At 60.4% G+C, this 23,342-nt stretch carries 21 protein-coding genes; 15 read left to right on the top strand and 6 right to left on the bottom strand.

The window, feature by feature from the left end; genetic code table 11:
* Position 1 precedes the first annotated feature (1 nt).
* The 6 genes from menF (at position 2) to menE (ending at position 7,009) form a co-directional block, all read left to right on the top strand.
* Positions 2-1,291: an isochorismate synthase MenF gene (menF, locus tag SPE70_RS18675; protein WP_023340570.1), complete on the top strand. Its 1,290-nt coding sequence runs from the start codon at positions 2-4 to the stop codon at positions 1,289-1,291.
* Positions 1,292-1,373: 82 nt separating this feature from the next.
* Complete coding sequence (menD, locus tag SPE70_RS18670) at positions 1,374-3,044, top strand: 2-succinyl-5-enolpyruvyl-6-hydroxy-3-cyclohexene-1-carboxylic-acid synthase (protein WP_012967516.1); 1,671 nt, start codon at positions 1,374-1,376, stop codon at positions 3,042-3,044.
* The gene (gene menH / locus SPE70_RS18665; protein WP_008803956.1) at positions 3,041-3,799 is read left to right on the top strand and encodes a 2-succinyl-6-hydroxy-2,4-cyclohexadiene-1-carboxylate synthase; all 759 of its coding nucleotides are present in this window, start codon (positions 3,041-3,043) and stop codon (positions 3,797-3,799) included. The genes menD and menH overlap by 4 nt, the downstream gene beginning before the upstream one ends.
* A 14-nt stretch (positions 3,800-3,813) precedes the next feature.
* A complete protein-coding gene (menB, locus tag SPE70_RS18660; protein WP_008803957.1) occupies positions 3,814-4,671 on the top strand; it encodes a 1,4-dihydroxy-2-naphthoyl-CoA synthase in 858 nt (285 codons plus the stop codon).
* The gene (gene menC, locus SPE70_RS18655; protein ID WP_022066041.1) at positions 4,671-5,636 is read left to right on the top strand and encodes an o-succinylbenzoate synthase; all 966 of its coding nucleotides are present in this window, start codon (positions 4,671-4,673) and stop codon (positions 5,634-5,636) included. Before menB ends, menC begins: the two co-directional genes overlap by 1 nt.
* A complete protein-coding gene (gene menE, locus SPE70_RS18650) occupies positions 5,633-7,009 on the top strand; it encodes an o-succinylbenzoate--CoA ligase (RefSeq protein ID WP_064170367.1) in 1,377 nt (458 codons plus the stop codon). Before menC ends, menE begins: the two co-directional genes overlap by 4 nt.
* A gap of 55 nt (positions 7,010-7,064) precedes the next feature.
* Here the strand turns inward: menE and nudI are convergent, their stop codons facing one another.
* Positions 7,065-7,490 (bottom strand): nucleoside triphosphatase NudI, encoded by a 426-nt coding sequence (nudI, locus tag SPE70_RS18645; RefSeq protein WP_064170368.1) that lies wholly within the window; start codon positions 7,488-7,490, stop codon positions 7,065-7,067.
* 137 nt (positions 7,491-7,627) lie between these two features.
* Between nudI and SPE70_RS18640 the strand changes: the two genes are divergently transcribed.
* The 7 genes from SPE70_RS18640 to yfaU all read left to right on the top strand — a co-directional run bounded on the left by SPE70_RS18640 (position 7,628) and on the right by yfaU (position 15,042).
* Entirely contained in the window at positions 7,628-8,569 is a 942-nt protein-coding gene (locus tag SPE70_RS18640) for an Rpn family recombination-promoting nuclease/putative transposase (RefSeq protein ID WP_040968757.1), read from the top strand.
* Positions 8,570-8,843: 274 nt separating this feature from the next.
* Entirely contained in the window at positions 8,844-9,386 is a 543-nt protein-coding gene (locus SPE70_RS18635; protein ID WP_004201712.1) for a YfaZ family outer membrane protein, read from the top strand.
* A 102-nt stretch (positions 9,387-9,488) separates the two neighbouring features.
* Positions 9,489-10,685 carry a nicotinamide mononucleotide deamidase-related protein YfaY gene (locus SPE70_RS18630; protein WP_008803962.1) on the top strand — a complete coding sequence of 399 codons (1,197 nt, stop codon included), beginning with the start codon at positions 9,489-9,491 and terminating at the stop codon, positions 10,683-10,685.
* A 205-nt stretch (positions 10,686-10,890) separates the two neighbouring features.
* Positions 10,891-11,676: an IclR family transcriptional regulator gene (locus SPE70_RS18625; protein WP_324726399.1), complete on the top strand. Its 786-nt coding sequence runs from the start codon at positions 10,891-10,893 to the stop codon at positions 11,674-11,676.
* Between the two features lie 10 nt (positions 11,677-11,686).
* Entirely contained in the window at positions 11,687-12,892 is a 1,206-nt protein-coding gene (gene rhmD, locus SPE70_RS18620) for an L-rhamnonate dehydratase (protein ID WP_008803964.1), read from the top strand.
* A gap of 42 nt (positions 12,893-12,934) precedes the next feature.
* Positions 12,935-14,224, top strand: coding sequence for an MFS transporter (locus tag SPE70_RS18615; RefSeq protein ID WP_064170369.1), 1,290 nt, complete (start codon positions 12,935-12,937; stop codon positions 14,222-14,224).
* Between the two features lie 14 nt (positions 14,225-14,238).
* Positions 14,239-15,042: a 2-keto-3-deoxy-L-rhamnonate aldolase gene (yfaU, locus tag SPE70_RS18610; protein WP_023298024.1), complete on the top strand. Its 804-nt coding sequence runs from the start codon at positions 14,239-14,241 to the stop codon at positions 15,040-15,042.
* A 28-nt stretch (positions 15,043-15,070) separates the two neighbouring features.
* Here the strand turns inward: yfaU and glpC are convergent, their stop codons facing one another.
* The 3 genes from glpC to glpA are packed head-to-tail and all read right to left on the bottom strand — an operon-like array spanning position 15,071 to position 19,117.
* A complete protein-coding gene (gene glpC / locus SPE70_RS18605) occupies positions 15,071-16,249 on the bottom strand; it encodes an anaerobic glycerol-3-phosphate dehydrogenase subunit GlpC (RefSeq protein ID WP_064170370.1) in 1,179 nt (392 codons plus the stop codon).
* Entirely contained in the window at positions 16,246-17,505 is a 1,260-nt protein-coding gene (glpB, locus tag SPE70_RS18600; RefSeq protein WP_064170371.1) for a glycerol-3-phosphate dehydrogenase subunit GlpB, read from the bottom strand. The genes glpC and glpB overlap by 4 nt, the downstream gene beginning before the upstream one ends.
* Entirely contained in the window at positions 17,495-19,117 is a 1,623-nt protein-coding gene (gene glpA / locus SPE70_RS18595) for an anaerobic glycerol-3-phosphate dehydrogenase subunit A (protein ID WP_064166905.1), read from the bottom strand. Before glpA ends, glpB begins: the two co-directional genes overlap by 11 nt.
* 271 nt (positions 19,118-19,388) lie before the next feature.
* On the opposite strand from glpA, the gene glpT reads away from it, so the two are divergent.
* Together glpT and glpQ are read left to right on the top strand one after the other, a co-directional pair.
* A complete protein-coding gene (glpT, locus tag SPE70_RS18590) occupies positions 19,389-20,735 on the top strand; it encodes a glycerol-3-phosphate transporter (protein WP_002913019.1) in 1,347 nt (448 codons plus the stop codon).
* Between the two features lie 9 nt (positions 20,736-20,744).
* Positions 20,745-21,812, top strand: coding sequence for a glycerophosphodiester phosphodiesterase (gene glpQ / locus SPE70_RS18585; RefSeq protein WP_064170372.1), 1,068 nt, complete (start codon positions 20,745-20,747; stop codon positions 21,810-21,812).
* Between the two features lie 93 nt (positions 21,813-21,905).
* Here the strand turns inward: glpQ and yfaE are convergent, their stop codons facing one another.
* Positions 21,906-22,160, bottom strand: coding sequence for a class I ribonucleotide reductase maintenance protein YfaE (yfaE, locus tag SPE70_RS18580; protein WP_002913017.1), 255 nt, complete (start codon positions 22,158-22,160; stop codon positions 21,906-21,908).
* On the bottom strand, positions 22,160-23,290 hold the full coding sequence (gene nrdB, locus SPE70_RS18575) for a class Ia ribonucleoside-diphosphate reductase subunit beta (protein WP_004140835.1): 1,131 nt from the start codon (positions 23,288-23,290) through the stop codon (positions 22,160-22,162). Before nrdB ends, yfaE begins: the two co-directional genes overlap by 1 nt.
* Between the last annotated feature and the right edge of the window lie 52 nt (positions 23,291-23,342).

The raw sequence follows: 23,342 nt of genomic DNA, 5'->3' as shown, positions 1-23,342 counted from the left end.
CGTGCTGTCTGTTTCCACTGCGCTGGCCCGTTTACGTGACGGCCTGAGTGAGCCCTTTCCTGACTCGCCCGGCACGCGAATTATCGATATTGCCTTTCCGCTGAATGATACGTTCGATCCGCTACTATGGTGCGGCCAGCAGGCGCAATGGCCGCAGTTTTACTGGCAGCAGCGCAATGGCGATGAGGAACTGGCGGCGCTGGGGGCGGTAAAAACCTTTTCCTCGCTCGACGCGGCGAACCGCTTTTTATGCCAGACCGGGCGGCAGGATCTGCGTATCTGCGGCCTGAACGCGTTTGAACCGCAGCAGGGCAGCCTGGTGCTGCCGCGTCTGGAGTGGCGCCGGTGCGGCGGCAGGGCCGTGCTGCGGCTGGTGCTGCATAGTGATATCTCCCTGCGTGAGGATGCCGCGACGGCCCGCGCGTTTCTCGCCAGTCTGACCACCACTCAGGCGACCCCTGGCGCTATCCCGCGGCTACTGAGCGAGCGCCACTCATCCGACTATCCTCAATGGCAGGCAATGATTGCGCGGGCGACTAAGGCGATTAGCGCCGGTGAAATGGATAAAGTGGTACTGGCGCGGGCAACCGACCTGCAGTTTGCCGCGCCGCTGGACGCCGTGAGCATCATGGCGGCCAGCCGCCGCAGCAATCTTAACTGTTTTCATTTCCTGATGGCGTTTAATGCCCGGCAGGCATTTTTCGGCTCCACGCCGGAACGGCTGTGGCGCCGGCGCGGCGCGCTGCTGCGCACCGAAGCGCTGGCAGGGACCGTCGCGAACCATCAGGAAGACGCGAAGGCGCAGCAACTGGCCGACTGGTTGATGAAAGATGACAAAAACCAGCGGGAAAACATGCTGGTGGTAGAGGATATCTGCCAGCGCCTGCAGAGTGAGGCCTCGACGCTGGACGTCCTGCCGCCGCAGGTGGTGAGGCTGCGTAAGGTGCAGCATCTCAGGCGCTGCATCTGGACCGAGCTGGCGGCGCCTGACGACAGCCGCTGTCTGCTGCAGCTGCAGCCCACCGCCGCAGTGGCCGGCCTGCCGCGTCGGGCGGCGCTGGCATTCATTCAGCGCCATGAACCCTTTGCCCGCGAATGGTATGCCGGGTCCGCCGGCTATCTGTCGCTGGCGCAAAGCGAGTTTTGCGTGGCGCTGCGTTCGGCGAAAGTGGACCACGACACCCTGCGGTTGTATGCCGGAGCGGGGATCGTCAGCGGCTCCGATGCGCAGCAGGAGTGGCAGGAGATTGACAACAAAGCGGCCGGGCTGCGCTCGCTGCTGTGTCCATAAGGCGGGAATGACGATGCATATCAAAACGTCGTCACTTTGCCTTATCTATACTTAGCATCAATATTTGATACCGGACAATTTCATGTCAGTAAGCGCATTTAACCGACGCTGGGCGGCGGTGATCCTGGAAGCTTTAACGCGCCATGGCGTGCAGCATATCTGCATCGCGCCGGGTTCGCGCTCGACACCCTTAACCCTGGCGGCGGCGGAAAACCGCGCCTTTATACATCATACCCATTTCGACGAACGCGGCCTCGGCCACCTGGCGCTCGGCCTGGCGAAGGCCAGCCGGCAGCCGGTGGCGGTGATAGTCACCTCCGGGACCGCCACCGCAAACCTCTATCCGGCGCTGATTGAGGCGGGCCTCACCGGCGAAAAGCTGATCCTGTTGACCGCCGACCGTCCACCGGAGCTGATCGACTGCGGCGCGAACCAGGCGATCCGCCAGCCCGGAATGTTTGCCTCCCATCCGTCGCAGACGATTTCTCTGCCGCGTCCCTCGCAGGATATTCCTGCCCGCTGGCTGGTCTCAACCATCGACCAGGCGCTGGGGGCGCTGCACGCCGGCGGGGTGCATATCAACTGTCCGTTCGCCGAACCGCTGTATGGCGATATGGATGAGACCGGCGTGGAGTGGCAGCAGCAGCTCGGCAACTGGTGGCAGAGCGATAAACCCTGGCTGCGTCAGGCGCTGCAGTTAGAGAGCGAGAAGCAGCGCGACTGGTTCTTCTGGCGGCAAAAACGCGGCGTCGTCGTGGCGGGGAGAATGAGCGCCGCGGAAGGGAAAAAAGTGGCTGAGTGGGCGCAAACTCTCGGCTGGCCGCTGATCGGCGATGTCCTGTCGCAGACCGGGCAGCCGCTGCCGTGCGCCGACCTGTGGCTGGGCAACGGTAAAGCGGTCAGCGAACTGGCGCAGGCGCAGATCGTGGTGCAGCTCGGCAGCAGCCTGACCGGCAAACGCGTCCTCCAGTGGCAGGCGACCTGTGAGCCGGATGAATACTGGCTGGTGGATAATCTGCCAGGCCGCCTCGACCCGGCGCAGCACCGCGGCCGCCGTCTGCTCGCCAGCGTTGAGCGCTGGCTTGAGCTGCATCCGGCGGAAAAACGCCAGCCGTGGGCGACGGTGATCCCGCAGCTGGCCGGGCAGGCGTGGCAGGCCGCGGTCGCCAGCAATGAGCCTTTTGGCGAAGCGCAGCTGGCGCAGCGCATTCGGCGCTATCTGCCGGAGCAGGGGCAACTGTTTGTCGGTAACAGTCTGGTGGTGCGCCTGATCGACGCCCTGGCGCAGCTACCGGCCGGGTATCCGGTTTACAGCAACCGCGGCGCCAGCGGGATTGATGGTTTAATCGCCACCGCCGCCGGCGTGCAGCGCGCCAGTGCGCGGCCGACGCTGGCGATCGTCGGCGATCTGTCGGCCTTATACGATCTTAACTCGCTGGCCCTGCTGCGCCAGGCGTCGGCGCCGCTGGTGCTGATCGTGGTAAATAACAACGGCGGACAGATTTTCTCTATGCTGCCGACACCGCAGGACGAGCGCCGCCAGTTCTATTTAATGCCGCAGGACGTGGATTTCAGCCACGCGGCGGCGATGTTCGGCCTGGCCTATCATCGTCCCGATGACTGGCAGTCGCTGGATGAGGCGCTGGCGGGTGCCTGGCGCAGGGCGGGGGCGACGGTGATTGAGCTGGCGGTCAACGAGACTGACGGCACGCAGACTCTCCAGCAGCTGCTGGCGCAGGTAAGCCGCCTGTGACCCTCAGCGCCGCGGTCGACAACGGCCAGTCAGGTTATCCCTGGCTGGTGTTTCTGCACGGGTTTTCCGGCGACCGCGACGAGTGGCGTGAAGTGGGCGACGCTTTTCCCGCCTGGCCGCGTCTGTATCTCGATCTGCCGGGCCACGGCGGCTCCGCGGATATCGCGGTACAGGACTTTGCCGGGGTCAATACTCTGCTGCTGGCTACGCTTAATAGTTACAACATCCTTAACTACTGGCTGATTGGCTACTCACTGGGCGGCCGGGTGGCGATGAACTTCGCCTGTCAGCCGCGTGCGGGCCTGCGCGGCCTGATCGTTGAAGGCGGCCATCCTGGCCTGCAGGATGCAGAAGCGCGGCAGGCGCGGCGCAGCAATGACCGCGCCTGGGCAGAACGTTTTCGCCGCGATCCGTTGGCGCAGGTCTTTGCCGACTGGTATCAGCAGCCGGTTTTTGCCTCACTGGATGCCGCGCAGCGCGAGTCATTGGTCGCCTTACGTAGCCGCAATAACGGCGCCACGCTGGCGGCGATGCTGCAGGCAACCTCCCTTGCCGGGCAGGCCGATCTGCGCGCGCCTCTGCAGGCGCGCGATTTTCCTTTTCACTACCTGTGTGGCGAACGCGACGCGAAGTTTCGCGCCATCGCGCAAGCGCTCGCTGCCGATACCCATATCATTCACCATGCCGGACACAACGCGCACCGGGACAACCCCGCCGCGGTGATTGCTTGTCTGGCGCAGATTCTGGCAAGTTAACTGAAGGACATTCTATGATCTCTCTTGATGAAGCAATGCTCTATGCCCCTGTGGAATGGCACGATTGTTCCGAAGGCTATACCGATATTCGCTATCACAAATCGGCCGACGGCATTGCCAAAATCACCATCAACCGCCCACAGGTACGCAACGCCTTCCGCCCGCTGACCGTCAAAGAGATGATTCAGGCGCTGGCGGATGCCCGCTATGACGACAATATCGGGGTGATTGTCCTGACCGGTGAAGGTGAGAAAGCCTTCTGCGCCGGCGGCGACCAGAAAGTCCGCGGCGACTACGGCGGCTATCAGGACGACTCCGGCGTTCACCATCTCAACGTGCTCGACTTCCAGCGCCAGATCCGCACTTGCCCGAAACCGGTGGTGGCGATGGTGGCCGGCTACTCTATCGGCGGCGGCCACGTGCTGCACATGATGTGCGATCTGACCATCGCGGCGGACAATGCCATCTTCGGCCAGACCGGGCCAAAAGTCGGCTCCTTTGATGGCGGCTGGGGCGCCTCCTATATGGCGCGTATCGTCGGGCAGAAAAAAGCGCGCGAAATCTGGTTCCTGTGCCGTCAGTATGACGCCCAGCAGGCGCTGGACATGGGGCTGGTGAATACCGTAGTTCCGCTGGCGGAGCTGGAAAAAGAGACCGTGCGCTGGTGCCGTGAAATGCTGCAAAACAGCCCAATGGCGCTGCGCTGCCTGAAAGCGGCGCTGAACGCCGACTGCGACGGCCAGGCCGGTCTGCAGGAGCTGGCGGGCAACGCCACCATGCTGTTCTACATGACGGAAGAAGGGCAGGAAGGCCGCAATGCCTTCAACCAGAAACGTCAGCCGGACTTCAGCAAATTTAAACGGAATCCATAATGCGCGTTTCGCAGGTTTACCGCTGGCAGATCCCGATGGACGCGGGCGTGGTTCTGCGCGAACGGCGGTTAAAAACCCGCGACGGGCTGTTCATCCGCCTGCAGGAGGATGAACGCGAAGGCTGGGGGGAAATTTCTCCCCTGCCGGGATTCAGTGACGAGACGCTGGAAGAGGCGCAAACGGCGCTGCTGGCGTGGGCGCAGGCCTGGCGCGACGGCGCGGAACCGCCGCTTCCCACACTGCCTTCTGTCGCTTTTGGTATTAGCTGCGCGCAGGCGGAGCTTTACGGCGAACTACCGCAGGCCGCGGATTATCGCGCAGCGCCGCTCTGTTCCGGCGATCCGGATGAGCTGTTCGCCAAACTGGCGGCGATGCCCGGCGAGAAAGTCGCTAAGGTGAAAGTGGGTCTGTGGGAGGCGGTCCGCGACGGCATGGTGGTTAATCTGCTACTGGAAGCCATCCCCGATCTCCAGCTGCGGCTGGATGCCAACCGGGCGTGGACGCCGCTTAAAGCGCAGCAGTTCGCCAAATACGTCAATCCCGCATATCGCCAGCGCATTGCGTTTCTTGAGGAACCCTGCAAAACGCGGGAGGATTCGCGGGCCTTTAGCCGCGAGACGGGGATCGCTATCGCCTGGGATGAAAGCCTGCGCGAGGCGGATTTCCGCTTTGTCGCGGAGCCCGGCGTGCGCGCGGTGGTGATCAAACCGACGCTGACCGGCAGTGTGCAAAAGGTTCAGCAACAGGTCGCCGCGGCACACGCCCTGGGGCTTAGCGCGGTGATTAGCTCGTCAATCGAGTCCAGCCTCGGGTTAACCCAGCTGGCGCGGGTTGCCGCCTGGCTGACGCCGCAGACCATCCCCGGACTCGATACGCTGGCGCTGATGAGCGCCCAACTGGTACGGCCGTGGCCGGAAAGTACGCTGCCGATGATCAACATTGATGCGCTGGAGCCGCTGCTGTGATGTTTTCCGACTGGCCATGGCGCCACTGGCGCCAGTTACGCGGTGAGGCGCAGGCGTTACGCCTGAACGATCGGCTGCTGACCTGGCGTGAGCTATGCGCGCGGGTTGACGCGCTGGCGGCCGGCTTTGCCGCGCAGGGCGTTATGGAAGGTCATGGCGTGGCGCTCCGGGCCTACAACCAGCCGGAGACGCTACTCGCCTGGCTGGCATTGCTGCAGTGCGGGGCGCGGGTGTTGCCGCTGAATCCGCAGCTGCCAGAGGTGTTGCTGCAGGAACTGCTGCCTGCGTTAAACGTCCAGCATCAGCTGGTGCTGAATGGTGCTGCGCTGCCGGGGGATTTACCGGCGTTAACTCTGCAGGCGGCCGAAGGCGTCCATGCCGTTTGCTGGCATGGCGAACGGCTGGTGTCGATGACGTTAACCTCCGGCTCAACCGGCCTGCCGAAAGCGGCGGTACATAGCGCCAGCGCCCATCTGGCCAGCGCCGCTGGCGTGCTGGCGCTGATGCCGTTTGCCGCAGAAGACGACTGGCTACTGTCGCTGCCGTTGTTTCATGTCTCCGGGCAGGGGATCATCTGGCGCTGGCTGCTGGCCGGCGCGCGAATGACGGTGCGCGACAAGCAACCGCTGGCGCAGATGCTGCAGGGCTGTACCCATGCTTCGCTGGTGCCGACTCAGCTGTGGCGCCTGCTGAATGATGATGCTGCGCTTTCCCTCAAGGCGGTGCTGCTCGGCGGCGCAGCGATCCCGGTCGAATTGACTGAGCGTGCCCTCGCGCAGGGAATACGCAGTTTCTGCGGCTACGGCCTCACCGAGTTCGCTTCCACGGTCTGTGCCAAAGCGGCCGACGGCGCGGCGGATGTGGGCGAACCGCTGCCGGGGCGGGAGGTGAAAATTGTCGCCGGCGAGATCTGGCTGCGGGCGTCGAGTATGGCGGCGGGTTACTGGCGCGACGGTCAGTTAATGCCATTAACCAATGATGAAGGCTGGTTTGCGACACGCGATCGCGGGGAATTACACAATGGTCGGCTGACGGTTGTTGGGCGACTGGATAATCTTTTTTTTAGCGGCGGCGAAGGTATTCAACCGGAAGAGGTCGAGCGCGTGATACTCGCATATCCAGCGGTACAACAGGTGTTTATTGTACCGCTGGATGATGTCGAATATGGTCAACGCCCGGTCGCCGTGGTGGAATGCGATGACGGCTGCGAGTTGAGCGCGCTGGCGACATGGAGCGCTGAGCGGTTAGCGCGCTTCCAGCAGCCAGTGCGTTGGCTACGGCTGCCGGACACGTTAAAGAACGGTGGGATTAAGATTTCCCGTCAGGCGCTGCGCGAATGGGCCAGACAGCAGACGTATGCGACCGTATCGTAGCCACCCGCCATATCCCGCGGCATAACGCCGGGTGGGTTGAACGTGGTATGCTGGACTAAAGTAGCCCTTTCTGGCTGAGCGTAACGCGGGTGGCGGCATTGAGATCGTAGTTTTTGAGATCTTCTGCTTTGACCCAGGCGTAATCGTCAAACTCGTCGTTGATCGTCACGTCGCGATTGGCGCTGACGCAGTCGAAGATCAGGTAGATCATATAGATCGTTTCCTGCCGACCATCCGGGTAAGTTTTGACGCGGGTATCATCGCGAAAGCTCCACGGCGCGATATGGGTAAGAATGAGTTTTTCGCCAAGCTCTTCGCGTATCTCCCGCCGCAGCGCCTCTTCAATACGCTCCCCTGGCTCCACGCCGCCGCCGGATAAGGCCCATTGCCCGGGAAAAACCCCGCGGTCGGCGGCCATTTTGCAGAGCAGATAATGGCCTTCATTCTGGATAAGCGGGCAAACAATCGTCCTTTGGCGCACGGTTTTTCTCCTTCAGAGGGATGGGGCGGTATGCCGATGAAATAGTTTGCGAGCCGCCTCGGTAAACCGCAAGCGAAATGCGGCCCTGGTCCTGTTGGGTGTTAAGTTAGGTGAAAATAATCGCATGGAGTTTCGCCATGGACAGGGCGCCCCATTCCCCGCATGACGCCGTATTTAAACACCTGTTGTCGCACCGGGCGACGGCAAAGGACTTCCTTGACATTCATCTCCCCGGACCGCTGCGCGCGTTATGCAACCTGAATACGCTGCAACTGGAATCCGGGAGCTTTATTGACGATGAGCTACGAGCGAGTCATTCCGATATCCTTTACTCGCTGCAAACGCAGGCGGGGGAGGGCTATATCTATCTGTTGATTGAGCACCAAAGCTCGGCGGACCGCCATATGGCCTTTCGCCTGATGCGCTATGCCATCGCCGCGATGCAACGTCATCTGGATAAGGGGCATACGCAGCTGCCGCTGGTTATCCCCCTGCTGTTTTATCATGGCCGCGTTTCGCCCTGGCCGTACCCGATGTGCTGGCTGGCAGGCTTTGCCGATCCGGACGTTGCGCGGCGGATCTATGGTGATGATTTTCCCTTAATCGATATCACCACCACCCCGGATGATGAAATCATGCGCCACCGGCGTGTGGCGATGCTGGAGCTGCTGCAGAAGCATATCCGCCAGCGCGACATGATGGACCTGCACGAGCAGCTGGTCAGCCTGTTAGCTCTGGGATACACTAGCCGCAGGCAGCTAAAGACGCTGCTGCATTATCTGTTACAGGCAGGAAACGCCGCCGATCCGGTCGCTTTTTTGCGCCATCTTGCGCAAAGCGTTCCCCGGCGGTCGCACAAGGAGACGCTCATGAATATTGCCCAGTTTCTGGAACAACGCGGCCATCAGCAAGGGTTAAAGCAAGGTCTGCAACAAGGTCTGCAACAAGGTCTGGAGCAAGGTGAGCAGCAGACCGCGGAGCGTATTGCCCGGGCGATGCTCGCTAGCGGACTCGACCTGTCGCTGGTGGCGAAACTGACCGGCCTCGCCCCGGAATGTCTGGCCCGGCTGCAGCATTAATTATTCCCTTATCCACCCGCGCCGCGCCGATCGTGCGGCGTCAGCTCTCTGTCTTCGTCAATGTATCAGCGTTAATCATAATAAGCATGAATATTCATGGCGCTGAATGGGCGGTTCGTCATTCTGGCAACGCCCGATGCCGTAAAAAAACGCAACTGGTTACACTCTTGTGAAAATTCATTTCGCCAGGTCATTGATTCCTGACGGGTGCGCAGTAGAATTTTCAGGTTTTTTCGGGACTTCTTTGATTTTAATTTTCTGGATAGAGTAAATAATGAAAAAAAGCATTTTTATGGCGCTGGCTGGCGTCATGCTGGTTTCTTCCGCGGCCCATGCGATCAGCGTTACCGGTGAAGCAGGCGAGCATTACACCAATCTTGGCGTCGGGTTTGGCACGGAGTCTACCGGCCTGGCCGTTTCCGGTAACTGGCTGCATAGCGATAACGACGGCGACGCCGCGGGTTTAGGCCTGGGGCTCAATATTCCGCTGGGGCCGTTCCTCGCGACCGTGGGCGGTAAAGGCGTATACACCAACCCGAAACAGGGCGATGAAGGTTATGCAGCAGCGGTCGGCGGCGGCCTGCAGTGGAAAATTGGCGACAGCTTCCGCCTGTACGGCGACTACTACTACTCGCCGGATTCCCTCTCCAGCGGCATTGACAGCTATCAGGAAGCTAATGTCGGCGCCAGCTGGACCATCATGCGTCCGCTCAGCATCCAGGCAGGCTATCGCTATCTGAACCTGGCGGGTAAAGATGGCAACCGCGATAACACCATCGCCGACGGTCCGTACATCGGCGCCAGCGCCAGCTTCTAATCTCCTCCGGCGCGGTATCTTCTTGCCGCGCCAGATTTTCCTCCTCGTCAGCATCCCGCTTTGCGTTATAGTATTTGCCACCTGGCAGGCAAGGAGTGAGCAATGTTGAATGTGGAAATGCTGTCCACTGGCGATGAAGTGTTGCATGGTCAAATCGTTGATACCAATGCGGCATGGCTGGCGGATTTCTTTTTTAATCAGGGGTTACCGTTAACGCGCCGCCATACCGTTGGCGACGATCTTGATGCGCTGGTGGCGATTCTGCGCGAACGCAGCGAACAGGCGGATGTGCTGATCGTTAACGGCGGCCTTGGGCCGACCAGCGACGATCTGAGCGCGCTGGCCGCCGCCACCGCGAAAGGCGAAGGGCTTATTTTGCATCCGGAGTGGCTGGAAACCATGACCCGTTTCTTTGCCGAGCGCGGCCGGCCGATGGCGGAAAGTAACCGCAAGCAGGCGGAAATCCCCGCCAGCGCCGAGATGATCAATAACCCGGTCGGCACGGCCTGTGGCTTTGCCGTTCAGCTCAACCGCTGCCTGATGTTTTTCACCCCCGGTGTACCTTCTGAATTTAAGGTGATGGTCGAGCAGGAGATTTTACCGCGTCTGCGTCAGCGCTTTACGCTGCCGGAACCGCCGGTATGCCTGCGTTTGACCACCTTTGGCCGCTCGGAGAGCGAGCTGGCGCAAAGCCTCAATCCGCTGACGTTACCGCCTGGCGTGGTGATGGGTTACCGTTCGTCGATGCCGATTATCGAACTCAAGCTAACCGGACCGGCTGACCAGCGCGACGCCATGCTGGCCCTGTGGCCGGAAGTCCGCAAGGTGGCTGGCGACAGTCTGATTTTCGAAGGCACGGAAGGGTTACCGGCGCAGATTGCGCGCTGCCTGCAGGAGCGGCAGCTGAGCCTGACGCTCAGCGAGCAGTTTACCGGCGGCCTGCTGGCGCTGCAGCTGTCCCGCGCCGGCGCGCCGCTGCTGGCCAGCGAAGTGGTTCCGGCGCAGGAGGAGACGCTGGCGCAGGCGGCTCGCTGGGCGGCCGAGCGGCGAATAAACCATTTTGCCGGCCTGGCCCTGGCGGTGAGCGGCCAGGAGAACGATCATCTTAACGTGGCCCTGGCCACCCCGGACGGCACCTTCGCGCTGCGCGTGAAGTTTAGCGTCACCCGCCACAGCCTGGCGGTACGCCAGGAAGTCTGCGCCATGATGGCATTAAATATGCTGCGTCGCTGGCTGAATGGTCAACCGCTGGCCAGCGAACATGGCTGGATTAACGTGGTGGATTCCCTCTCGCTGTAAGTCGTTTCCTCCGGCGCGCGGGCTTCTCCCGGGCGCCGGTTGTCCAGCCTGTTGTACTCTCCTGAAAAAATTCTGTGCGTTAAGTCGCAATAATCTGCAGCGGATGGTCCAGCATACGGGAAAACGATTGCCCCGCGATATCGCTCACACTTTACCGCCCGCACAATCGCAACACTGATTCCAGTATTCAGGATTGGAGTCCAGTATGTTGGAATCAACAAAAGTCCCGGCGCTGACCCGCGCGATTGAGATCCTCAATTTAATCAGCCGGATTGGTCCCTGCAGCGCAGCCACCATCATTGCCGAACTGGGGATCCCGAAAAGCACGGTTTATCTGCTGCTGGGCGAGCTAAAAAAGCAGCGCTTCATCAGTATGGATAATCAGGATAACTACTGCCTGTGGACCAAGCTGGTGGAGCTGGCCGGGCAGGCGCTGAGCAAAATGGATCTGCGCGAGCTGGCGCGTCCGCGCCTCACCCGACTGATGGATGAGTGCGGCCTGCTTTGTCATCTGGGCATCATCGATCAGGGTAACGCCTACTACATTCTTAAAATTGAGTCTCCTGCCACCATTAGCGTGCGTTCGCACGAAGGCAAGAGCCTGTCGCTTTATCGCTCCGGGATCGGCAAATGTTTGCTGGCCTGGCAGCCCGCCAGCGTTCAGGCGTCGATTATCGACGACCTGCAGTGGGAGCGGGCCACGCCAACGACCATCACCGATGCTCAACAGCTGCGGGAGGAGCTGGGGCGCATTCGCGCTCGGGGCTGGAGCTTTGATAATGGCGAGGACTATCTGGATGTGCGCTGCGTGGCCGCCCCGGTATTTAACGCCAATAACGACCTGACCGCCGCCATCTCGGTGGTGGGCACCCGTCTGCAAATCAATGAAGACAATCGCGATTATCTGGCCGGTAAGGCGATTGCCTGCGCGAAAGATATTTCCCGTCTGCTGGGGTGGAAAAGCCCCTTCGAACAACTCGCCTCATCATAAGGAGAACATCATGACCCTACCGAAAATTAAACACGTCCGCGCCTGGTTTACCGGCGGCGCCACAGCAGAGCAGGGCGCCGGCGGCGGTGATTACCACGACCAGGGGGCTAACCACTGGATTGACGATCATATCGCCACCCCGATGAGCAAATATAAAGAGTATGAGCAGTCCCGCCAGTCTTTTGGCATCAACGTGCTGGGCACGCTGATTGTGGAAGTGGAAGCCGACAACGGACAGACCGGCTTTGCGGTGTCGACGGCCGGGGAGATGGGCTGCTTTATCGTGGAAAAACATCTCAACCGCTTTATCGAAGGCAAATGCGTCAGCGATATCAAACTGATCCATGACCAGATGCTTAACGCCACCCTTTACTACGCGGGATCCGGCGGCCTGGTAATGAATACCCTCTCCTGTGTCGACCTGGCGCTGTGGGATCTGTTCGGGAAAGTGGTTGGCCTGCCGGTCTACAAACTGTTGGGCGGGGCGGTGCGCGACGAAATCCAGTTCTATGCCACCGGCGCGCGTCCGGACCTGGCGCAGGAGATGGGCTTTATCGGCGGCAAAATGCCCACCCACTGGGGGCCGCACGATGGCGACGCCGGGATCCGCAAAGACGTCGCCATGGTGGCGGATATGCGTGAAAAGTGCGGCCCGGATTTCTGGTTAATGCTGGACTGCTGGATGAGCCAGGACGTTAACTATGCCACCAAACTTGCCCATGCCTGCGCCCCTTATAACCTCAAGTGGATCGAAGAGTGCCTGCCGCCGCAGCAGTATGAAGGCTATCGCGAGCTGAAGCGCCAGGCGCCGGCCGGGATGATGGTGACCAGCGGCGAGCACCACGGCACACTGCAGTCCTTCCGCACCCTGTCGGAAACCGGCATCGATATTATGCAGCCCGACGTCGGCTGGTGCGGCGGCTTAACCACCCTGGTGGAGATCGCGGCCATCGCCAAAGCGCGCGGGCAGCTGGTGGTGCCCCACGGCTCGTCGGTTTACTCCCATCATGCGGTGATCACCTTCACCAACACGCCGTTCAGCGAGTTTCTGATGACCAGCCCGGACTGCGCCACGCTGCGTCCGCAGTTCGACCCGATCCTGCTCGGCGAGCCGGTGCCGGAGAGAGGGCGCATTCATAAATCGGTCCTGGATAAACCCGGCTTTGGCGTCGAGCTCAATCGCGACTGCAACCTGAAGCGTCCTTATCAACACTGATTGCGTCGGGCCGCCCGGCGGCCCGCGCCTGAGGATATTATGATGAGCAACACTCTGCTGGAGAGCGTGGTGAAGAAAAACCGCGCCCGCTTAATCCCCTTTATGCTGGCGCTGTACGTGCTGGCGTTTCTTGACCGTTCGAATATCGGTTTCGCCAAAGAGACCTACCAACTGGATACCGGGCTCAGCAATGAGGCCTACGCGCTGGGGGCCGGTATCTTCTTTGTGGTCTATGCCTTCCTCGGGGTGCCGGCCAATCTGCTGATGCGCAAATTTGGCGCCAGAAAATGGATCGGCTTCACCACTCTCCTGTGGGGCGTGCTGTCGGCGGCGATGGCGTGGGCGGATACGGAAGCGAAATTCCTGCTGGTACGTACCCTGCTGGGCGCGGCGGAGGCGGGCTTCTTTCCCGGAATGATCTACCTCACTTCACAGTGGTTTCCCCAGCAAAACCGCGCCAGCATTATGGGGCTGTTTTATATGGGGGCGCCGCTGGCCCTGACGCTGGGATCGCCTTTATCCGGTGCGCTGCTGGAGATGCATGGGTTGATGGGCCATCCCGGCTGGTTCTGGATGTTCGTCATTGAAGGCTTGCTCGCCGTCGCCGCGGGAGCGTTCACCTTCTTCTGGCTGGACGATTCGCCGCAGCATGCCCGCTTCCTGAGCATAGAGGAGAAACAGGCGCTGATCGGCGAGCTGGCGCGCGAGGAGGAGAAAAAGATTGCCTCGCGCCTGTCCGATGCGCTGCGTAACGGGCGGGTCTGGCAGCTGGCGCTGATTTATCTGACCATTCAGGTGGCGGTCTATGGTCTGATTTTCTTCCTGCCCACCCAGGTTGCTGCGCTGCTGGGCACCAAAGTTGGCTTCGTTGCCTCGGTGGTGACGGCTATCCCGTGGGTGGCAGCGCTGTTTGGCACCTGGCTTATCCCTCGCTACTCCGATCGCACCGGCGAGCGGCGCAATATTGCCGCGCTGACGCTGTTGGCGGCGGCGGTCGGGATTGCGGTGTCCGGACTGGTGGCGCCGGTGCTGGCTATCATCGCGCTGTGCGTGGCGGCGGTTGGGGTGATTGCCGTGCAGCCGGTCTTCTGGACGATGCCGACGCAGCTGCTGTCCGGCACAGCGCTGGCCGCCGGGATTGGCTTTGTTAACCTGTTTGGCGCCATCGGCGGTTTTCTGGCGCCGATCGTGCGCGTGCAGGCCGAAAATTTGTTCGCCAGCAGCGCCGCCGGACTGTTAATCCTGGCCGGCGTCGCCATTGTCGGGGTGGTCATTATCTTTTCATTGAGCCTTACCCGCGCGGTACCCCAGCGCGGCAGCGTACAGCATTGAATAAAGGAATCGCTATGAACGCACTGTTATCTAACCCCTTCAAACGGGGATTATTACGCGGTGAGACGCAAATCGGCCTGTGGCTGAGCTCCACCTCCTCCTACATGGCCGAGATCGCCGCGACCTCGGGATACGACTGGCTGCTGATCGACGGCGAGCATGCCCCGAACACCATTCAGGACCTTTATCATCAGCTGCAGGCGATTGCCCCCTACGCCAGCCAGCCGGTCATTCGTCCGGTCGAGGGCAACCGCAGCCTGATAAAACAGGTGCTGGATATTGGCGCCAGAACCTTGCTGGTGCCGATGGTCGATACCGCCGAGCAAGCGCGGGAAGTGGTCTCGGCGACCCGTTATCCGCCCATCGGTAGCCGCGGTGTTGGCGCTGGCGTGGCGAGAGCGGCGCGCTGGGGAAGGATAGAGAATTATATGGCGGAGGCGAATGACGAACTCTGTCTGCTGATACAGGTCGAGAGCCGAACCGCGCTGGAGAATCTGGACGCGATTCTTGAGGTGGACGGCATTGACGGGGTGTTTATCGGTCCGGCGGATCTCTCCGCCTCGCTGGGTCACCCGGACGATGCCGGCCATCCTGACGTGCAGCAGGTGATCGAGCAGAGCATCCGGCGCATTCGCGCGGCGGGGAAAGCGGCCGGATTTCTGGCAGTCGACCCGGCGATGGCAGAAAAATGTCTTGCCTGGGGGGCCAACTTCGTGGCGGTCGGGGTGGACACCATGCTGTATACCCAGGCGCTGGACCGCCGGCTGGCGATGTTCAAACCCACCTGCGCCCAGCCGCAGGAGAAAGCGAGCTATTAACTATTGATGGCGGAGGCTGGCGCTGGGCTCAGGCGAGCGCTTGCGCCAGTACCGTCAGCGGATGCTCGCAGCGTTTGCGGGTGGACATCTCAATCTGCCACTTGCAGGTCTCGCAGTCGGTCACGACGATGTCGGCGCCGCTCTCCTCAATCTGGCGGAACAGCGGGGCGCCGATAGCCTGGGATACCGCATAATTCTCACTTTTAAACCCGTAGGTGCCGGCGATGCCGCAGCACTGTGAATCCAGCACCTCCAGCTGCAGGCCGGGGATCAGCCGCAGCAGCTCGAGGGTATACAGCGACCAGCCCATCTTTTCCATATGACACGGGGTGTGATAGACCACCTTCAGCGGCAGCCGGCGCAGCGGTAGCGTCTTGCCGGCATCCAGCTGTTTCCAGATCCAGCGGGTGGCCAGCTCGACCCGATCGCGAAGATCGCTGTTGTCGACATCGAGGAGATGAGGGTATTCATCACGTAGCGTAAAGGTGCAGGTCGAGGAGGTGGCAATGATCGGCAGCGTGTTTTCCCGCATCGCAGCGACGTTACTCTGCGCCTGCTTATGCGCCTTGTCGAAAAAGCCGTTGGCGATCAGCGGCACGCCGCAGCATTTTTCCTTTGATAACAACTGCACACCGGTACCCAGCGCGTTGACGACGCGGATCAGATCCTTACCCAGCTGCGGGTGGTTATAGTTGACGTAGCAGCCATGAAAGAAGACCACCTGCTCAGGATACTCCGCCTGTCTGGCCGCGAGCTGGCGGTAAGCGCGGCGGAAGGTGCCGAAGCCATATTTCGGCAGCGTACGCCGGTGATCGATTTTAAGCGCCGCGTCGAGCAGGCGGCGCACCGGTTTTAAACCGGTCGTGGCGTTGACCAGGGGGGCAAAGGGAGTGGAAAGGGTGCCCATCAGGTCGGTATGGCTGAGGATGGCGTCGCGCAGGGTCGGCTTTTGCTGGCCGTACTGTGCCCGGGCGCGCTGAATGATATCGCCAATTTTCACATCCGACGGGCAGGCAACCTCGCAGCGCTTGCAGTTAATGCAGTACTTCAGCGCCTCGTCGTACAGCGCGCCATCCTTCAGACGCAGACGTTCGCCGTCCGGCCCCGCCTGTTTCGGGCCGGGATAGCGTGGATTGACCCGACTTACCGGGCAGGTGGTGGTACAGACCGTGCACTTAATGCAGCTTTCAAAACGGGTATCGTTCATGGCCGGTCTCCGGCAAGGGCGTGGATCTGTCTGGCGGCGTGCAGCGCGGTGACGGCGCAGACGCCGCCGCCACAGCCGAGCTGAATGGCATCGAACCCGCCGATCAATGAGCCAATGGCGAACAGATTATGGAACGGCTGCCCGCCCAGCACGGGGCGCAGCAGGGCATCGGTTTTCACGCCGAAGCGCTGCCACGGTTGTGAGACGAAGAAATCGCGCTGGTACCAGCTTTCCCGTGGCAGGGTCTGCTGCAGATCGAGGCCGAGGATCGGCTCGCGCACGCTATCGCGAGTGGCGACAAGACCGTTGCTGAAAAAGCTGCCGCTGGCCAGCACGGTGAAACGCGGACGCAGCGCGACATCGCCGTGATTTCGCGTCCAGACGGCCTCGACGGCGCCCTGCTGATGGCTGATTTTCACCACTTCATCGCCAGCAAGCCAGGTGCCGCCCCCACGAATGAACTGGCGTTGCAGCTGAGAATGTAAACGCATCCCCGGCACCGAAGGCGGCAGCGTCGGCAGCAGACGCAGCGGGCAGGGCAGACGCGTCTGCAGCCAGCGGTACAGGCGATCGTCGGCGAGGCCAAAACAGGCGGGCATGATCAGCAGGTCATGCTGCTGTGCCAGCGGCAGCAGCGCTGCATGCAGGGCCGGCCATAGATTCTCATCATCCAGCACGCGGGCGATGTTAGCGGCGCGAAACTCGGTGGGGTTGTCACGCAGCACATCCAGCACCGGTAACTCGATTTCCACCGCCGCGGCGGTAACTCCGTGTTGACCGAGCGCGGCGGCGGCGAGATGCGGCTGAAAATCAGCAAAACCGCTAATCCCTACCAGGCATACGTGTTGCTGCGCGAAGGGTGCCAGCGGAACCTCTTCCGGCGACAGCCACGCCGGTCGCAACGTCCCCAGCGGGGTCACCCGCAGATGAGGTTGGCGCGCTTCGCCTTGCATGTTCGCGCCGCAGGCGGCCAGCAGGGCTTCGGTCTGTGTCGCGTATTCGAGTACCGCCCCGGCGCCGAGCCGGGAATAAGGGTGTTCAGGAAGCTGTTCAGCGAGTTGCTGCAGACCTTGTGCGACGTCAGTAACGTTATCGCCGTTCGGCAGCGCCGAGAGCAGGTCTAACGACGCGGAGGAAAAATGCAGCGCGCTCTGCCCGCGGCTGATAATGACGCTGCGCAGGCCGTACTGATTCAGCGCCAGCCCGCACAACAGGCCGGCGAGCCCGCCGCCGACAATTGCGCAATCAAACTTCATCCTGGTGCTCCTGTGGCAGTCCGCACAGGCCGAGGTAGACCCAGCGGGTGAATTCGCTTTCGCGCAGTGCGTCGCCCCAGGCGATGGGCTGCACGCCCTTCCAGCGTTCATTGAGAAACGCCGAGAGCTGGGTCAACGACTGCGCGGGGGTGGTGACGTTAAAGCGCTGCAACATTCCGGCAGCGCGGCAGGCGCAGAGTTCCCCCTGGCAGGTGCCCATGCCAATCCGGGTGCGGCGGCGCAGGTCGAGGAGGGTGTTGACCGCCAGATTTTCCACCGCGTATTTCACTTCGCCAGCGGTAACGGCTTCGCATTCGCAGACCAGGCTACGGTGCTGGCGGCTATCGCCAAGCCAGGCCGGAGTGCGATCGCCGTGACGGTAGACGGCCGAGCCGCGCAGCGGGGTGGGGAGGGAGATAATTTTTTGCAGGGTACTTTCCGTTGGCTCCTGTGAACCGGGCAGCGGGGTCTCGGCCGTGCTACAGGGGGTGGTGTTTCCCAGCTTACGACAGACGGCGTCGGTGGCCCACTCGGCCATCAGGCGATAGGTCATCAGCTTGCCGCCGGTGATAGTAATGAAGCCTTCCATACCGTCACGCTGGGCATGGTCGAGCAGGACGATGCCGCGGCTGACGCTGCGCCCGCTGGGATCGTTATCGCTGGCCACCAGCGGGCGGACGCCGGAGTAGGCGCGGAGGATCCGGGTGCGGCCCATGATCGGCGCCAGCTTTTCGCCTTCGCGCAGCAGGGTATCGACTTCCGCCGTCGTTACCCGGTTGTCGTCAATGTCGTCATAAGGAATATGCATTGAGGTGGTGCCGATCAGCGAGATGGTATCCCCGGGCACCAGAATATCGGCGTCGGCCGGCTTACGGCAGCGGTTGATCACCAGGTTGTTAATCCGGTGGTCAAGGATCAACAGCGATCCCTTCGCCGGGAACATGGTGATGCGCAGGTCGGCATATTGCGCAATGCGCTGCCCCCAGATCCCGGCGGCGTTAACCACCACCCCGGCGTACAGCGTGCGGGCCTGGTGAAGTTGGCGGTCGTATACCTGGACGCCACAGACGCGATCGCTCTGGCGCAGCAGGCTTGTTACTTCGCAGCCGGTAAGGATCTGCGCGCCGTGTTCGCGGGCGTCGAGCATATTGGCTGCGGTGAGGCGAAACGGGTCGATGGTGCCGTCCGGGACCTGCACTGCGCCCAGCAGCGTCGGGTTGACGGCGGGCTCCTGGCGCAGCGCGTCCTGCGGCGAGAGCGGCGTGGCCTCTATGCCAGCCTGCTGACAGGCGTCGATAAAGGTTTGCTGCCAGGCCATGTCATCTTCAGGCAGGGTGATAAACAGCCCATTGGTCGGTTCAATGCAGTGGCGGGCGATGCGGCGCAGGATGCGGTTCTCACTGATGCATTCGCGGGCGGATTCGTTGTCGGTCACCGCATAGCGGGCGCCGCTGTGCAGCAGTCCATGATTACGGCCGGTGGCCCCGGTGGCGATATCATGGCGCTCAATGAGCAGCGTTCGTAATCCGCGCCGGGCGCAGTCGCGGGCGATACCGGCGCCGGTTGCTCCGCCGCCGATGATAATGACCTCGCTATCAAGACGTCCCGTCATCTTCAGCTCCTCTGCTTTCGTTTAACGCCATTTAGCCACAATTCATAAGGTTATTGTTTGATTTCGAGCATATTCGCGCGTTATTTGAGCGTGTTATGTGATTTCGTGCTCACATTAGAACGTTTTGTCATATTTCTGTAACAAATTGTGCGATGTTTCACAGTATCAACTCTACGTATTGCCTACCATCGCGACCATATTTGAAGTTGGTGATTAATCTGGGATTTTGTCGTGACGTCAGTAGAAAACAGCAAGGGCCACGGAGGCTGATATGTTAAGTATTTTTAAACCCGCCGCGCATAAAGCGCGTTTGCCAGCAGCGGAGATCGACCCGCTGTATCGTCGATTACGCTGGCAGATTTTCATTGGCATCTTTTTTGGTTATGCCGCTTACTATCTGGTTCGTAAGAACTTTGCCCTGGCGATGCCTTATTTGATTGAGCAGGGCTTCTCCCGTGGCGACCTCGGTTTCGCCCTTTCCGGCATCTCCATCGCCTACGGATTTTCGAAATTCATCATGGGCTCGGTCTCTGACCGCTCGAATCCGCGCATTTTCCTGCCGGCCGGCTTGATCCTCGCCGCGCTGGTGATGCTGGTGATGGGCTTTGTACCGTGGGCGACTTCCAGCATCATGATCATGTTCGTATTGCTGTTTCTTTGCGGATGGTTCCAGGGGATGGGCTGGCCGCCGTGCGGCCGGACCATGGTGCACTGGTGGTCGCAGAAAGAGCGCGGTGGGATTGTCTCGGTGTGGAACTGCGCGCATAACGTCGGCGGCGGTATTCCGCCGCTGCTGTTCCTGCTGGGGATGGCGTGGTTTAACGACTGGCACGCGGCGCTGTATATGCCGGCTTTCGGCGCGATCCTGCTGGCGATTTTTGCCTTCGCGATGATGCGCGATACCCCGCAGTCCTGCGGTCTGCCGCCGATCGAAGAGTATAAAAACGACTATCCGGATGACTATAGTGAAAAGCACGAAGAAGAGCTGACGGCGAAGCAGATCTTTATGCAGTACATTCTGCCGAACAAGCTGCTGTGGTACATCGCTATCGCTAACGTCTTCGTTTATCTGCTGCGCTACGGCATTCTGGACTGGTCGCCGACCTACCTGAAAGAGGTCAAACACTTCGCGCTGGATAAATCCTCCTGGGCCTACTTCCTCTATGAGTACGCGGGGATCCCGGGCACGCTGCTGTGCGGCTGGATGTCGGACAAAGTGTTTAAAGGCAACCGCGGCGCGACCGGCGTGTTCTTTATGACCCTGGTGACCATCGCCACTGTCGTTTACTGGCTCAATCCGCCGGGCAATCCGGGCGTCGATATGGCCTGTATGATTATTATCGGCTTCCTGATCTACGGCCCGGTGATGCTGATCGGTCTGCATGCCCTCGAGCTGGCGCCGAAAAAAGCCGCCGGTACCGCCGCGGGCTTCACCGGCCTGTTCGGCTATCTTGGCGGTTCCGTGGCGGCGAGCGCCATCGTCGGCTACACCGTCGATTTCTTCGGCTGGGACGGCGGCTTCATGGTGATGATCGGCGGCAGCGTGCTGGCGGTTATCCTGCTGGTTATCGTGATGCTTGGCGAGCGTCGTCATCATCAACAACTGAAACAAGCCTAAGGAGCGACGATGAACATGAAACTCACCGCGCTAATGAGCGGCATGATTTTGGCCAGTTCGGCACTGTGCTTCAGCGCTGTCGCAGCGGAGAAAATGGTCATCGCCCACCGCGGCGCCAGCGGGTATCTGCCGGAACATACCCTGCCGGCGAAAGCGATGGCTTACGCTCAGGGGGCGGATTACCTTGAGCAAGATCTGGTGATGACCAAAGACGACCGGCTGGTGGTGTTACACGACCATTATCTCGATCGGGTGACTGACGTTGCGCAGCGTTTCCCGCAGCGGGCGCGTAAAGATGGCCGTTTCTACGCCATCGACTTTACCCTGGCCGAGATTAAGTCGTTGAAGTTTACCGAAGGTTTTGAGCCGAAAAATGGTAAGAACGTCCAAACCTATCCCGGGCGTTTCCCGATGGGCAAATCCGATTTTCGCATTCATACCTTTGAAGAAGAGATTGAGTTTGTCCAGGGGCTGAACCATTCGACGGGTAAAAATATCGGTATCTACCCGGAAATCAAAGCGCCGTGGTTCCACCATCAGGAAGGCAAAGATATTGCTGCCAGTACCCTGAAAGTGCTGAAGGAATATGGCTACACCAGCAAGCAGGATAAGGTTTATCTGCAGTGCTTTGACGCCAACGAGCTCAAACGTATCAAAAATGAGCTGGAACCGAAGATGGGCATGGATCTCAATCTGGTGCAGCTCATCGCCTATACCGACTGGAATGAAACCCAGCAGAAACAGGCAGATGGCAAATGGGTGAACTACAGCTACGACTGGATGTTCCAGCCGGGTGCGATGGCGCAGATTGCGCAGTACGCCGACGGTATTGGCCCGGATTACCATATGCTGGTGGCGGAAGGCTCGAAGCCGGGCGCGGTGAAGCTGACGGCGATGGTGAAAGAGGCGCATGCCAGCCATCTGCAGGTGCATCCGTACACCGTGCGCGCGGATCAGTTGCCGGAGTACGCCACTAACGTTAATCAGCTCTATGACCTGCTGTATCACCAGGCGGGCGTCGACGGCTTGTTTACCGATTTCCCGGATAAAGCGGTGCAGTTCCTGGACGCGAAATAAAACAAAAGGGCCGTAAGGCCCTTTTATGTTTTCCCCCTCTCCTTATGGGAGAGGGCCGGGGTGAGGGCATCAGGCCGCACACATCGACAACACTTACATCTCGATCTCAATATCGCCTTTCGCCCGGCAGCAGCAGGGCAAAATTTCCCCCGGCTGGATAAAGGCCAGCGGCTCGGTCAGCCAGTCAACCTGGCCGGAAACCAGACGCGTGCGGCAGGAACCGCAATAGCCTTCGCGGCACTGATATTCCACATCGATATTATGCGACTCCAGCGCCGCCAGCAGGGAAGGGTGTTCATCCTGACACTCAAGGCGAGTGTCAGAGATTTTCAGGAAAATCCGCTTCATTACAGCTGGAAGTTGCTCAGGTCGTCGGCATCGACTTCAGAATCGATCTGACCGACGAGATACGAGCTGACTTCCACTTCCTGCGGCGCCACCTGGACGTTATCGGAGACCAGCCAGGTGTTGATCCATGGGATTGGGTTGGAGCGGGTCTGGAATGGCAGATCAAGGCCCACTGCCTGCATGCGGATATTGGTGATGTACTCGACGTACTGGCAGAGAATATCTTTGTTCAGGCCGATCATCGAGCCGTCGCGGAACAGATAGTCCGCCCACTCTTTCTCCTGCTGCGCCGCCAGCACGAACAGGTCATAGCACTCCTGCTTGCACTCTTCGGCGATTTCCGCCATCTCCGGATCGTCGCTGCCGGAGCGCAGCAGGTTCAGCATATGCTGGGTGCCGGTCAGGTGCAGCGCTTCATCGCGAGCGATCAGGCGGATAATTTTGGCGTTACCTTCCATCAGCTTGCGCTCGGCGAAAGCGAAGGAGCAGGCGAAGCTAACGTAGAAGCGGATCGCTTCCAGCGCGTTGACGCTCATCAGGCACAGATAGAGTTTCTTTTTCAGCTCGCGCAGATTCACGGTCACGGTTTTGCCGTTGACGGTGTGGGTGCCTTCGCCCAGCAGGTGCCAGTAGCTGGTCATTTCGATCAGCGAATCGTAATAGTGAGAGATGCCTTCCGCACGTTTCTGGATCTGCTCGTTGGTCACGATATCGTCGAACACGGTCGCCGGATCGTTGACGATGTTGCGGATGATATGGGTGTAGGAGCGCGAGTGGATGGTCTCGGAGAAGGCCCAGGTTTCCACCCAGGTTTCCAGCTCCGGGATGGAGATCAGCGGCAGCAGCGCAACGTTCGGGCTGCGGCCCTGGATGGAGTCGAGCAGCGTCTGGTACTTCAGGTTGCTGATGAAAATATGTTTTTCATGTTCCGGCAGCGCCTGGTAGTCGATGCGATCGCGGGAAACGTCAACCTCTTCCGGACGCCAGAAGAAGGAGAGCTGCTTTTCAATCAGCTTTTCAAAGATGTCATATTTTTGCTGATCGTAGCGGGCCACGTTAACCGGCTGGCCAAAAAACATCGGTTCCAGCAGCTGATCGTTTTTCGTCTGTGAAAAAGTGGTGTATGCCATTGAAGTGAGTCCTGTTGAAATGTATTGCCCGGCGGTACTGCATTGGCCGGGC

Origin of the sequence: Klebsiella sp. ZJOU C1 (assembly GCF_035620215.1) — a bacterium.
GTDB classification, from domain to species: Bacteria; Pseudomonadota; Gammaproteobacteria; order Enterobacterales; family Enterobacteriaceae; genus Klebsiella; species Klebsiella variicola.
The sequence above is the reverse complement of the archived record's forward strand: the minus strand, read 5'-3'. Positions and strand labels throughout refer to the sequence as shown.